The sequence below is a fragment of the Ruegeria sp. YTSA226 genome (assembly GCF_059609905.1).
Window position 1 is genome coordinate 48,461 of record NZ_JBXWMQ010000011.1, and the last position, 13,732, is coordinate 62,192.

Here is a 13,732-nt window from a genome sequence, read left to right on the forward strand (position 1 = left end):
CAACGCATCGGAAGTCACAACTATATGAGGCAGCCGCGCAAGAAGCCTGATCTGAAAACAGGGAGGCCTATGCATGTACGACATAAAAACACTCGACGGAAACACGGCAACTGTGGATCAAGGCGCTTTGGATGCGCTTAATTCCTCGCTTCGCGGCGGCGTCTACTTACAGGGCACTCCGGAATATGAAGGCGCAAGAACAACATGGAACAGCATGTTCGAACGTCACCCTGGGTTCGTGATCCGCGCGATGGGGGCGAGCGACGTACAGAAAGCTGTAAACTTTGTTAGGGACGCCAGCCTCATAATGTCGGTCCGATCAGGTGGGCATCAAATTGCAGGGCACGCTGTTGCAGACGAGACCGTATTACTCGATCTTTCCCAGATGCAATCGGTACACGTAGACCCTGTCAACAAGACTGCTCGGGTTGCACCGGGTGCATTGCTTGGCGATGTAGATCGCGAAACCCAGGCTCATGGGCTTGCTGTCCCTGTCGGCATCAATTCGACAACTGGTATCGCTGGTCTGACCCTTGGCGGCGGCTTTGGGTGGACGACGCGGAAATTCGGAATGACGATCGACAATCTTCTGTCGGCAGAAGTTGTGACGGCAGATGGGACGATTGTCTGCGCCTCGCCCACAAGCCATCCGGAGCTTTTCTGGGCCATCCGCGGTGGAGGCGGCAATTTCGGCGTCGTGACCTCATTCGAGTTCCAGTTGCATGATCTTGGGCCCGATGTTTTGTCGGGTCTGATCGTTCACCCGATCGAAAAGGCGCCAAAGCTGCTTGCAGAATTCGCAGCCATTGCAGATGACTCACCCGATGAACTGACCGTCTGGAGCGTGATGCGAAAAGCTCCTCCTCTCCCGTTCCTACCAGAAGAGTGGCATGGGAGAGAGGTGCTGATTTTTGCAGCTTGCTACAGTGGTCCTATAGACGATGGTGAAAAAGCCTTGTCGGGTTTGCGCGCGCTAGGAGAACCGATTGCCGATGTCATCTCACCTCACAAGTTTGTAGACTGGCAAGCAGCATTCGACCCTTTGCTTACACCGGGCGCTCGGAATTATTGGAAAAGCCATGATTTCGAAGCGCTTTCCTCGGAAGCAATCACAGGTCTTCTCGAGGCGGTTTCCAGCCTTCCCGACCCTGCTTGCGAAGTATTTATTGCGCATGTAGGTGGCGCAATGGCACGCATTGAACCCCACTCAACAGCTTATCCGCAACGATCAGCACACTTCATAATGAATGTTCACACACGTTGGGAAGACCCGAGCAAGGATGATGAGTGCATTGCGTGGGCGCGGGGACTTTATAATCAGATGCGGCCTCATGCGACCGGTAGCGCGTATGTAAACTTTATGCCCGAAGACGAAGCGGATCATATGGCTGGTGCATACGGCCTAAACAGCGGGAAGCTTTCGAAAATAAAGGGCAGCTATGATCCAAAGAACCTGTTCAGGATTAATCACAACATAGTGCCTGAGTAGGGCCATCCGATTTGGAAAGGCCGATCTATTCGGACGCTTAGAGCTTATGCTTGATATTTGACAACGAGTATTCTGTTACGCGTTAAGACCACCAAATATTTTTCGCGTCAAAAATGTCGACACTGTCTTTTCCACTGTCAGGCGAATTCCGTGTTCCGCTGCGACGGCAGGGATTTGTTGACCAATTAGCCGCTTTGGGCTCGATGCTAACGCCGGAGCTATCGTGGCATCTTTTCGACTGCCTGACCTCGCTCAGGTGTGAGCGGCCCAAAGCGGTCACTCAGACAAATGCTGAAGTGCTGCATTCGCAGCCCGCATTGCTGGCATTCGCTGCAGACGCGAATTAACTGGGGCTGCAAGTATCCGTGTTGTCCCACGAAGTTGCCTATGAAGGTTTCGGTATGAAAGACCGGATTGTGGCAGCGGCGAAAGTCGCGGTTTGCCAAAGAAAAGCGTTCTCTTTCTATCTCCCCATGAACCACTTTCTAGGTGGTCCCATCGATACGGCACATTAGCGAACGGTGGTTTCTTGCGATGGCCATAATTGCGAAATGATAGTTGGGTCATACTTTAAACGTCACCGATAGTCCGGCGGGACGATAACCGGTTTCACTTCACTACACCGAAACACGCTAGGTGCGCTCGCCTCGTTCCATCGAAAAAGTGTGATGTGCCAAAGGCCCGGGCGCCTTCGTGAGGGGTCAATCAATCCAATATGCCCGTCTGCTCTGATCCGATCAGCCGCGAGCCATGAGGACGGATCCCCACCGGCAGCTACGAGTTTGCGCCAGGGTTGACTGGCGAGTGCATAGATATCTGCGGCTTCGGGGCTGCGCAGATCGAACAACGCACATCGTTCCACCTCGAAAGTCAGCACAACCCGCGGGCGATCATCCTTTCTAACGTCCTGTCCGATGGCGACCCTTGCGCTTTCAACATCAGGGCTCAGATACAAAGCGTCTTGCCCGCGGCGATTAAACCGAGCGGGTGGGCGATCTGGTGCGCCGCGCATGAGGTGAACGTCTGGGTCATCGGCCCAAACAATCTTTACGAATTCCCCGGAAACTTCTGTCAGCATAATAGGTGGCACAGATCGCTTGCGCGTCGCGCAATGGGTGAGACGCAATGCGACGGACATTTTCCTAGTAAAGAGAAGACGCATGATACCTTGATTGAAATCACTTACTCATGTTTCCTCGCACTGTGTTGCATTCCCAAAGGCCTCTCGCATGAAGGTTCCAAAGATCGCCCTCCTTGGCGCAATTCTCGAGTCAAATCGTTTTGCACCCCCGGCTGATTTGTCAGACTTTAAGTCTCTGACATGGCTATCAGGCGATGCTTTGATGTCTGAGGCCAGATTCGCGACACCAAAGCTGGCAATAGAATTTGCAGCCTTTGTCAGGGCGATGGATGCTACGGGCGACTGGACGCCGGTACCCTGTATCTTGGCAGCCAGCCACCCGGCAGGTCCAGTACGAAAAACCGTGATCGAAGAGATCATAGTGACTTCGGAAGACATGCTTCGCTCAGCTGGCCCTGTTGACGCAGTCTACATCTGCAATCACGGCGCGATGGTTGCCGAGCATGACCACGACCCCGACGGTTTGTTGATGTCACATATTCGGAGAGTTGTCGGACCGGACGTACCTGTCGTTGCGACACTCGATCTGCATGCAAATATCTCACAGCAGATGGTCGATGCCTGTGACCTGATCGTCGGCTATCGGACCAATCCTCACGTCGATCAGATAGAACGTGGCGAGGAAGCCGCCTTTTCGCTGCGCCGGGTTTTGGCGTCGGGCGTCCGGCCCCAAACCGCGCATGTCAAACTGCCTCTTGTTCCGGCATCCGTAACCCTTCTAAGTGCCGAGCACCCGTATGGCACGCTGATCGACCACGGTCAGCGACGACAAGCCGAAGGCCGAGGTGAGATTCTAAACGTATCGATCTTCGGCAATTTCCTTTTCTCCGACACGCCCGACAATGGTCTGAGCATCGTTGTTACTGCGCGTGAGGACCAGAAGGCGGCCAATGCACTGGCGGAAGAACTGGCAGACATGGCTTGGTCGTTGAGGAAGGATTTCGTTCGAAAACTGACATCCGTGACGGAAGCGATCTCGATTTCCGTCGACCAAGCGCGCGCGCCTGTGATTTTCTCCGATGCCGGTGACAATCCTGGTGGCGGCGGCAGTGGCAGGACGACAGAACTGTTAGCCGCTCTTCATGCGGCAAAAGCCGAAGAATGCCTGTACGGTTCCTTTTGTGATCCGGAACTTGTGAACGAAGCCCATCGCATCGGTGTCGGCGGTAAATTCAGGGCACAATTCAACCGTTCTTCCGATTCCAGTGTTTTCTGGGCGCAGTGGGATGTGCCTTTCGAGGCGGATGCGGAGGTCTTGGGTCTTCACAATGGAGATGTGGTCGGTGAACTGGGAATGACGGCCGGTCGGAGATTGGCCCTGGGGCCATCCGCTGCGCTTCGTATTGGTGGCATCACCGTGGTAGTGATAACCGATCGCACGCAGACCGCCGATCCCGTGTTCTTTCACATGTTCGGACTGGATATTGCGTCGGCCCGGACCGTTGTTGTGAAATCCCGAGGCCACTTTCGGGCCGGGTTTTCCAACTGGTTTGGGCCAAACCAGGTTTTTGAGGTCGACACGGGCGGGCTTACGTCGCCAGTTCACGACCGCTGGCCGTTTGCGAATTTGCCACGACCGAACTTTCCGATGGACATCGACGCCTCGTGGTCGGCTCAGTTGCTGCGCTAAACGGGCTCTGAATACTTGTCATGCGGCGTCGTCAATTTGACAAACTGCATGAACTGGCGGGCAAGCTGAGATGGTGGCCTGCCTGATGGAAGAACAAAGCTGGTGTCATAAAAAATGGCGGCGTCAAATGGCCTGACGACGACACCTTCCATCCCCGACGACAACAACGGGAAGGGATTGATCAGCGTCACACCCAAACCCTCGCGGACAAGCTCCAGAGCGGCCATGTTCGTTGCCGTTTCGGCGACTTGTTTTGGACGAATTCCGGCGCGCGCAAAGATCTTTTCGGTGATCGCTCGCGTCCCCAGCCTTCTCAGAAACTCTATCAGCGCGACACCTTCCAGATCCTGCGGCGTCACCACTCGTTTTTCCGACAGCGGATGGTTGCTCGGCATGGCGCAGACCACCTGACTGCGGCGCCACGGCATGAGGTGAACACCAGTTCGTTGGATCATCGCACTCGTCAAACCAAGATCGTAGCGGAGGTCGAGAATGCCGGCGACCAGCACGTCTGTCGCCTGAATATCCAATTGAAGCTGCTTTCCTTCATTCTTCTTGAGAAAACTGGCGACCCTAGAGATGACAAAGTGATGCGCCAGTGTCGGCGGCACGATCAGACGCAACGGCTCGTTATCCGGAGTAGCCCATTCTGCGCCCTCGATATCGGCAAGCGTCTCGAAGATTGGGTCCAGTTTTTCGTTGAGGCGCAACGCTTCGTCGGTTGGGTCAATGCGTCCCGACCGGCGGAGAAACAGCGACCGTCCAACTCGGGCCTCGAGTTGCGACAAGGACCGGCTTACGGCAGACTGAGAAATCCCGAGACGCCGTGCGGCGCCGATTGTCGTCCCAGTTGTGATCACGGCTCTCAGTGACTCGAACTCGCGCAGTCTGTGTCGGTGTTCCGTCATGCTGCATTCCTCCCCCGGTATGAGCGATTGAACATCCAAACTCTTGGATTGGTCTATGCAAAATTGCATAGCATTGAGTATTGGCAATGATTTTTGCGGTAGCTAGCCTTTTTTAATAGGGCGCGGGATCGGCCGAGGATTCGCCTATTCACAAGCGCCATACAAACAGGGAGTCTTTTTGATGAGGAAACTCACATCTGCGACAGCTGTCGCTGTCGGCATTTTGGCTTTCGGCGTCGGTGCTGTTTCGGCCGAAAAACTGACGATCGGCCTCGCTTCGGAGCCGACGTCGCTCGATCCGCATTTTCACAACTTGGGTCCGAACAACGCAATGTCCGTGCACATCTTTGACCGGCTGATCGCGCAGGATGAAAATCAGCGCCTATCACCGGGTCTTGCAGAGTCATGGGAGCCGATTGATGAATTGACTTGGGAGTTCAAGCTGCGTGAAGGCGTAAAGTTTCACGACGGAAGCGACTTTACGGCAGATGATGTAGTCTGCACCATGGCGCGCGCGCCGGACGTACCGAACTCTCCATCGGGATACGGCACCTATCTCAAGGGTAAGGAAGTCGTCAAGATCGATGACTACACGGTGCAATTCAAAACGGCCGCACCTTATCCGTTGATGGGCAATGACATTTCCACGATCCCTGTGATCTCAGAAGTGGGCTGCGAGGCAACGACGGAAGACTTCAACGCGGGTACGGCCGCCATCGGCACAGGGCCATTCAAGTTCCAAAGCTACACGCCGGGTGAAAGCATCGTGCTGGTACGGAACGACGGCTACTGGGGTGATGCGCCGATCTGGTCCGAGGTGGAATTCCGCCCGATCACCTCCGGTCCGAGCCGTGTTGCATCGCTTCTTGCCGGTGACGTCGACATGATATCGGGCGTCCCGACGACCGATATCACTACACTTCAGGGCAACGATGATATCCAGTTGAGCCAGGGCGTGTCCAACCGAGTGATCTATCTTCACATGGACCAATTCCGCGAGGATTCACCCTTTGTGAAGGCCAATGGTGGCGGCGATATCAAGAACCCGCTCATGGACGTCCGCGTCCGGAAGGCGATCAGCATGGCGATCAACCGCGATGCAATCGTTGAGCGTGTCATGGAGGGGGTTGCGTTACCCGCCGGCCAGCTTCTTCCCGAGGGGTTCTTTGGCGTGTCCGACAATTTGGACGTCGTGGCGTATGACCCGGACGGTGCTAAAGCGCTTCTGGCTGAAGCCGGTTATCCCGATGGATTTGAAATGACAATCCATGGGCCGAATGACCGCTACATCAACGACGCCAAAATCGCCGAGGCAATTGCGCAAATGTTGACCCGTGCTGGCGTCAAGACGGCCGTCGAAACCATGCCGCGTTCGGTATACTTTGGACGCGCTTCCAAAGGCAGCCCTGAGGGTCTGCCGGAATTCAGCTTTATCCTCGTCGGATGGGGCGCGGGGTCCGGCGAAGCGTCCTCGCCTCTCAAATCGCTGATCCATACCCATGACAAGGATGCGGGCTTTGGATCATCAAACCGTGGCCGACACTCGGATGCTGAAACCGACGCGCTGATCGAAGAAGCCTTGCGAACAGTCGATGACGCCAAGCGACAGGAACTGCTCGCCGCGGCGACAGAGCGCGCGATCGAGAATGTGGCAATCATTCCGACTCACTTCCAGGTCAACACCTGGGCGGCCAAAAAAGGTCTGAGCTACATCCCTCGGACCGACGAATACACTCTCGCGACAGGCGTCGTGAAAGAGTAACCGCAATGCATCCGGGCCGCCTTCGCAGCGGCCCGAAGCCTTTGCCCAGGGAATGTCCTCATGACCGTTTTTGTCATTCGCCGATTGCTGCAAGCAATGCTTGTTGTCTTTCTGATGTCGGTGATTGTCTTTTTTGGCGTCAACATCGTTGGTGACCCGGTCTACATGCTGGTAAGCCCTGACGCGGATCAGGCTGACATCGAAGCTGCCATTCGACGGCTTGGATTGGATCGGCCTATTTGGGAACAGTACTGGTTGTTCCTCAAAGGTGCAGCACAAGGTGACCTCGGCGATAGCTTCGTCTTCGGTGAGCCCGCGCTCAAACTGATCCTGCACCATATGCCTGCCACGATGGAACTGGCCTTCAGTGCACTCTTTCTTGCTATCGTGATCGGTATTCCATTGGGTCTTTATGCCGGGCTCTATCCCGATAGCCCGCTTTCCAAGGGAATCATGGCTGGCTCGATTCTCGGTTTCTCACTGCCGACCTTCTGGGTCGGACTAATGCTCATCATGCTGTTTGCCGTAGAACTTAGATGGGTCCCGGCGACAGGGCGTGGCGATATCGGCTCGTTTCTTGGAATTCACAGCAGCCTTTTTACGCTCGATGGGTTGAGCCACATCTTCCTGCCTGCTCTCAACCTGGCACTTCTTAAGATTTCACTGGCAATCCGCCTTACCCGAGCGGGTGTCCGTGAAGCGATGGGGCAGGATTATGTGAAATACGCCCGGGCCAAGGGTCTTTCGACCCGACGCATCATTCTGGTGCATGTGATGAAGAACATCATGATCCCGGTTGTGACCGTCATGGGCCTCGAATTCGGCAGTTTGATCGGGTTCTCGGTGGTGACTGAATCGATCTTTGCATGGCCCGGAATGGGCAAACTGCTGATCGACGCAATACTGCAATTGGATCGGCCCGTCGTCGTCGCCTATCTGATGATCATCGTACTGTTTTTCGTGCTGATCAATCTGATCGTCGACATACTCTACTCGATCCTCGATCCGAGGGTTCGTTTGCAGGATCAGGGCGCATGACCGACACCGTCACAGATCATTCACTGACCCCCACCAAATCCCCGAAAGTCGAGACGCCGTTCCAGCGTTTTCGAGCCGAGTTCTTCGAAAGCAGGATCGCGACAGCGGCGCTCGGCATATTCCTGGTCATCGTTCTGCTGGCCATCCTGGCGCCCTGGATCACGCCGCAGAACCCCTACGATCTTGGTCAGGTCAGCGTCATGGATGGGCGCTTGCCTCCAGGTTCCGAAGCATTCGACGGATACACGATGTGGCTCGGCTCGGACGGGTCTGGACGCGATCTCTACTCGGCAATTCTCTATGGCTTGCGTATTTCTCTGACCGTTGGGCTTGCATCTGGAGTGATTGCCCTTCTGATCGGTATGGTGATTGGTCTGGTCGCGGCCTACGCCGGTGGCCGGACCGAAGCGTTCATCATGCGCATCGTGGACCTTCAACTGTCGTTCCCGGCATCGCTGGTGGCACTGATGATGGTTGCGGCACTTGGTAAGGGTGTCGACAAGATCATCCTTGCCCTCGTAATTGCGCAATGGGCATACTACGCCCGCACGGTCCGCGCGACCGCGCTTGTCGAGCGTGGCAAGGAATATGTTGAAGCCGCACAATGTCTCGGCATTTCGCGTTCGCGGATCGTCTTTCGGCATCTTCTCCCGAATTGCATGGCGCCTCTGATCGTCGTTGGCACGGTACAAACCGCCAGTGCGATCTCTTTGGAAGCGACGCTTTCGTTCCTTGGCGTAGGCCTTCCACAGACTGAGCCGTCGATTGGGGTGCTGATCGCAAATGGATTCGAATACATGCTTTCAGGACGCTACTGGATTTCCGTTTTTCCCGGCGTCGCGCTGTTAATGACGGTCGTGTCCATCAACCTTGTTGGCGACCATTTGCGCGATGTTCTGAATCCGAGGTTGAAGAGATGACGGCAGTACTCGAAGTCAGCGGGCTGAAGACCCACTTCTTCACGCATGCGGGTGTGGTCAAGGCCGTTAATGGTGTGGATTTCACCGTCTCCAAGGGCGAGGTCATGGGGCTAGTAGGTGAGTCCGGGTCGGGCAAGTCGATCACCGGGTTCTCCATCCTAGGGCTGATCGATCCTCCCGGGCGCATCGTCGATGGGTCAATCCGTTTTAATGGTGACGAGATCGCGAACGCACCGGAAGAGCGACTCAAATCCTTGCGTGGCAACCGAATCTCGATGATCTTTCAGGATCCGATGATGACGCTCAACCCGGTCTTGCGCGTCGATACGCAGATGATCGAGGCCATTCTCGCCCATGAAAACGTCAACCGCCAAACCGCCTGGGAAAGAAGCCGCGATGCGCTTGGATTGGTCGGCATCCCATCGCCGGAAGAGCGATTGCAGGCCTATCCGCATCAGCTTTCCGGTGGGATGCGGCAGCGCGTGGCGATTGCGACAGCCTTCCTGAACCAGCCGGACCTGATCATTGCCGACGAGCCGACGACCGCGCTCGACGTGACAATTCAGGCGCAGATCATCCACGAGGCCCAGAAGCTGACGAAACGCACGGGAACCGCGATGATCTGGATCACGCATGACCTGGCCGTTGTGGCGGGGCTCGCGGATCGGATATCAGTTATGTATGCCGGACGGATCGTTGAGCAGGGCGGCATCGACGATGTGATAGACCGTCCGCTGCATCCCTATACGGTTGGGCTTCTTGGATCTGTTCCGACCGCTAACCGGCGTGGGCAGCGCTTGTTCCAGATCGAAGGGATGACGCCGAATATGTTCGCCCTTCCTGAAGGGTGCGCCTTTGGTCCTCGCTGTCAGGCTCGGACGGCAGCTTGTTCCGAACAACCCCAGATTAAGGACGTGGATGGCCGCCGCCTTCGCTGTTTCAACCCGCAGCGTACGGAGGAGACTACGCTATGACAGAGCCGCTCGTTGAAATCCGAGGCGTTTCGAAGCGCTTCACCAAGCGTTTGGACGTAGCGGGGAAAATCGCGCAGCGACTTGGCGCAAACATCCGTGAAGAAACTGTCCATGCAGTCGATAATGTAAACCTGTCGATCCAAAAGGGCGAAGTTCTGGGATTGGTCGGCGAGTCTGGCTGCGGCAAGTCCACGCTGGGACGTGTTGTGGCCGGCATTCACGCCGCTAGTGATGGGCAGATGTTCTATGAAGGCAAAGATGTCGCGACGTTGAGCGGCTCCGATAAACGCGCGGCAACCCTCGCTATTCAGATGATCTTTCAGGACCCTTTTGCCAGCCTCAACCCGCGTATGCGCGTCGAAGATATCATCGGTGAAGCTCCGCGTATGCATGGGAGCGTCAGCAAGGCAGAGAGTGCGGATTACGTGGACGACGTTATGCGTAAGGTCGGCCTCGACCCGTCGCTCAAGCGGCGCTACGCACATCAGTTTTCCGGTGGGCAAAGGCAGCGGATCGTGATCGCGCGTGCGCTCGCCGTGAAGCCGAAGTTCCTTGTTTGCGACGAGGCCATCGCTGCGCTGGACGTATCGATCCAAGCGCAGGTTATCAACCTGTTCATGGACCTGCGCGAGGAGCTGGGCCTGACGTATTTGTTTATCAGCCATGACCTGAGCGTCGTCGAACACATCGCCGACCGCGTGGCGATCATGTATCTGGGCCGCATTGTCGAGAGCGCATCGACAGAGGAAATCTTCTCTGACCCACGCCATCCCTACACGAAAGCTCTGCTTGCAGAGGCTCCGCGCCTTGATCAGCGCCGGCGTGAGTTTGCCCCGATTGACGGGGAAATTCCGTCGCCGCTCGATCCACCATCTGGATGTACCTTTCACCCGCGTTGCCCGGTGGCGACCGCTGAGTGCCGCACCACCGTTCCTGAACTGAAAGCCGGGCGCGGCGGGCGCGAAACAGCCTGCCTGCTGGAACACGCCGAAACCGTTTGAACGAGAAGCTGGAGAGCCCCTTGAAAAACGCCGATCCGATCTGGGACCACGTTGACCGCCATCGTGATGATTTTATCGCATTGTCTGACCGCGTCTTTGACACGCCCGAGACGCTTTACGCCGAGTACAAGTCCGTCGCTGAACATGTGCAGATGTTACGCGCTCAAGGTTTCAAGATAACAGAGAATGCAGCTGGCATTCCTACGGCCGTGATTGGCGAGGCAGGAGACGAGGGTCCGGTGATCGCCATCCTCGGCGAGTTCGATGCGCTGCCATATCTGAGCCAAGCGCCAGGTGTGGCTGAACATCAGCCGATTGAAGAGGGCGGCAACGGGCATGGGTGTGGTCACAATCTGCTCGGCGCCGCCGCACTCTTGGCTGCCACGGCGGTGAAAGACTGGTTGGCCGAAAACGGCATCAAGGGCCGTGTGCGGTACTATGGCTGCCCCGCTGAAGAAGGGGGCGCGGCCAAAACGTACATGGTGCGCGAAGGACTGTTCGATGATGTCGACGCGGCCATCTCCTGGCATCCAGCGACCTTCACAGGCGTGAATGAGGCCAGATCGCTCGCGAACACCCGGATCGATTTCACTTTTCATGGAAAGGCTGCCCATGCTGCTGGCGCGCCTGAACTTGGCAGATCCGCGCTTGATGCGGTTGAACTGATGAACATTGGCGTGAATTACCTGCGCGAGCACATGCCCGACAGCGCCCGGGTGCACTACGCCTATCTCGACGCAGGTGGCGTTGCGCCGAATGTGGTGCAGGCCAAGGCCACAGTGCGCCAGCTCGTCCGGGCCAGTTCGCTACCCGACCTCGCCGATCTGGTTACGCGCGTCCGAAAGATCGCGGACGGCGCGGCGCTGATGACAGGAACGCAAGTTACCAGCCAGGTCTTTTCCGGCGTTTCGAACCTGCTTGGCAATCGTCCTTTGGAAGAAACCATGCAGCACGAGCTAGAGAAACTCGGACCCGTCGCCTTTGACGAAACAGACCTCAGCTTTGCCCGCGAGATTCAGACTACATTGACCAAGGCTGACATCAACACGACCTTCAAGCGGATCGGTGCCAAGCCCAAAAAGGATCTCGCTCTATGCGACTTCATCGCACCTCTTGATCGCCACAGCGATGGCGGCGAAGGCTCGACGGATGTTGGCGACGTGAGTTGGGCAGTCCCAACCGTTCAGGCACGAGTTGCCACCTGTGCTATAGGAACGCCGTTTCATACATGGCAAACAGTGGCACAAGGCAAGGCGCCCGCGGCTCACAAAGGCATGGTCTACGCAGCAAAAGCAATGGCCGCGACAGCGTGTCGACTGGTTGAGGATCCCTCGCGCATCGAAGCTGCACGCGCGACGCACCAAGACCATCTGGGCGAAACACCTTACACTTGTCCGATCCCGGACGACGTGCGTCCACCTGTCTGAGGTAAAACAACCTTGACCCGCGCCTCTGCTATAGACAACGCCGCCCAGTATTTCGACACCGGTCAATTTGCAACAGAACTTAGCGAACTGGTTGCCCATGAGACGGAGAGCCAGACACAGGAGAAAGCCGCGGAGCTTCCGCGCTACCTTGAGGAAGCCCTCGTTCCGCGCCTGCGCAGTATTGGGTTCTCCTGCGCAATCCACCCGAACCCTGTGCCGGATGCAGGTCCGATCCTTGTCGCTGAACGCATCGAGGACGACTCGAGCCCAACGATCCTGTCCTATGGGCATGGCGACGTGACCCGCGCGCAAACTGATCAGTGGCGAAACGGGCTTCACCCGTTTCGTCTCGTGGACGATGGTGATCGCCTCTTCGGACGCGGTACCGCTGACAACAAGGGACAGCACCTCATCAACTTAGCTGCGTTGAGCTCCGTCATCGACGCTCGTGGATCACTCGGCTTCAACATTCGGATCCTTGTTGAAATGGGTGAGGAGATGGGGTCGCCGGGGCTGTCGAATTTTTGCGCCACGCACAAAGAAAACCTTGCCGCGGATGTCCTGATCGCATCGGACGGACCACGCCTTCAGTCAGACACTCCGACGATGTTCATGGGTTCACGGGGCGGCTATTCGTTCGACCTCATTGTTGACCTTCGAGACGGTGCGCATCATTCCGGCAACTGGGGCGGTTTACTTGCCGACCCCGCGATGATCCTTGCACAAGCCCTCTCGACGATCACCGATGTGAGGGGCCAAATCCAAATACCAGAGTGGCGACCGACCAGCCTAACCGAAGAGATCCGGCATGCCCTGCGCAACTTGCCGGTAGGCGAAGATGGCGGTCCGAAGATTGACGAAGACTGGGGCGAGGAAAGTCTGACACCGGCCGAACGGGTCTTCGGCTGGAACAGTTTTGCGATCCTCGCGATGAAAAGCGGTGTCCCCGAAGCGCCGGTTAACGCGATCTCGGGATATGCCAAGGCCGCCTGCCAGCTCCGCTTCGTTGTTGGCACCGATCAATCCGGTATCCTGCCGGCCCTTCGTCGCCACCTTGATGCAAGAGGATTTGAGATCGTTAATATCAAACCTCATGACCGTGGATTCTTTGATGCGACGCGGACATCGCCGGATCATCCTTGGGTGTCGTTTGTCGCGCGTTCGCTGGAAGATACCTCCGGAAAGCAGCCACATATTCTGCCAAATCTCGCCGGTTCCCTACCCAATGAGGTCTTTTCCGATGTGCTCGGCCTCCCAACGGTTTGGGTGCCTCATTCCTATCGTGGCTGTTCGCAGCACGCGCCCAACGAACACGTGTTGAAGTCGGTGTCGCGTGATGCATTGCGGGCAATGGCCGGGCTTTTCTGGGATATTGGTGACCTTGCCAGGCCACTCTGACCGCGCGCCACAAAGGATTTCATCCATACCTGGATCGGGCGGGT

At 56.6% G+C, this 13,732-nt stretch carries 11 protein-coding genes; 9 read left to right on the forward strand and 2 right to left on the reverse strand.

The genetic code is table 11. From position 1 onward, the window contains the following. Positions 1 to 73: 73 nt before the first annotated feature. Positions 74 to 1,489: an FAD-binding oxidoreductase gene (locus AC2FFF_RS14065; protein ID WP_281973724.1), complete on the forward strand. Its 1,416-nt coding sequence runs from the start codon at positions 74 to 76 to the stop codon at positions 1,487 to 1,489. Positions 1,490 to 2,066: 577 nt separating this feature from the next. Here the strand turns inward: AC2FFF_RS14065 and AC2FFF_RS14070 are convergent. Continuing rightward, positions 2,067 to 2,567 carry an RES family NAD+ phosphorylase gene (locus AC2FFF_RS14070; protein ID WP_185956750.1) on the reverse strand — a complete coding sequence of 167 codons (501 nt, stop codon included), beginning with the start codon at positions 2,565 to 2,567 and terminating at the stop codon, positions 2,067 to 2,069. A 151-nt stretch (positions 2,568 to 2,718) separates the two neighbouring features. Between AC2FFF_RS14070 and AC2FFF_RS14075 the strand changes: the two genes are divergently transcribed. Next, on the forward strand, positions 2,719 to 4,260 hold the full coding sequence (locus AC2FFF_RS14075) for a M81 family metallopeptidase (RefSeq protein ID WP_281973723.1): 1,542 nt from the start codon (positions 2,719 to 2,721) through the stop codon (positions 4,258 to 4,260). Here AC2FFF_RS14075 and AC2FFF_RS14080 read toward each other — a convergent pair. Then, on the reverse strand, positions 4,257 to 5,168 hold the full coding sequence (locus tag AC2FFF_RS14080; RefSeq protein ID WP_271951756.1) for a LysR family transcriptional regulator: 912 nt from the start codon (positions 5,166 to 5,168) through the stop codon (positions 4,257 to 4,259). The genes AC2FFF_RS14075 and AC2FFF_RS14080 overlap by 4 nt on opposite strands. A 181-nt stretch (positions 5,169 to 5,349) precedes the next feature. Between AC2FFF_RS14080 and AC2FFF_RS14085 the strand changes: the two genes are divergently transcribed. The 7 genes from AC2FFF_RS14085 to AC2FFF_RS14115 are packed head-to-tail and all read left to right on the forward strand — an operon-like array spanning position 5,350 to position 13,688. Further along, positions 5,350 to 6,930: an ABC transporter substrate-binding protein gene (locus AC2FFF_RS14085; RefSeq protein ID WP_142640321.1), complete on the forward strand. Its 1,581-nt coding sequence runs from the start codon at positions 5,350 to 5,352 to the stop codon at positions 6,928 to 6,930. 60 nt (positions 6,931 to 6,990) lie between these two features. After that, the gene (locus AC2FFF_RS14090; protein ID WP_142640320.1) at positions 6,991 to 7,968 is read left to right on the forward strand and encodes an ABC transporter permease; all 978 of its coding nucleotides are present in this window, start codon (positions 6,991 to 6,993) and stop codon (positions 7,966 to 7,968) included. Continuing rightward, complete coding sequence (locus tag AC2FFF_RS14095; protein WP_142640319.1) at positions 7,965 to 8,888, forward strand: ABC transporter permease; 924 nt, start codon at positions 7,965 to 7,967, stop codon at positions 8,886 to 8,888. Before AC2FFF_RS14090 ends, AC2FFF_RS14095 begins: the two co-directional genes overlap by 4 nt. Beyond that, on the forward strand, positions 8,885 to 9,862 hold the full coding sequence (locus tag AC2FFF_RS14100; protein WP_142640318.1) for an ABC transporter ATP-binding protein: 978 nt from the start codon (positions 8,885 to 8,887) through the stop codon (positions 9,860 to 9,862). Before AC2FFF_RS14095 ends, AC2FFF_RS14100 begins: the two co-directional genes overlap by 4 nt. Further along, the gene (locus AC2FFF_RS14105; protein WP_142640317.1) at positions 9,859 to 10,863 is read left to right on the forward strand and encodes an ABC transporter ATP-binding protein; all 1,005 of its coding nucleotides are present in this window, start codon (positions 9,859 to 9,861) and stop codon (positions 10,861 to 10,863) included. The genes AC2FFF_RS14100 and AC2FFF_RS14105 overlap by 4 nt, the downstream gene beginning before the upstream one ends. 20 nt (positions 10,864 to 10,883) lie before the next feature. Continuing rightward, a complete protein-coding gene (locus tag AC2FFF_RS14110; protein WP_496710417.1) occupies positions 10,884 to 12,290 on the forward strand; it encodes an amidohydrolase in 1,407 nt (468 codons plus the stop codon). Between the two features lie 12 nt (positions 12,291 to 12,302). Continuing rightward, positions 12,303 to 13,688, forward strand: coding sequence for a M20 family metallopeptidase (locus AC2FFF_RS14115; RefSeq protein WP_142640315.1), 1,386 nt, complete (start codon positions 12,303 to 12,305; stop codon positions 13,686 to 13,688). Positions 13,689 to 13,732: the final 44 nt, after the last annotated feature.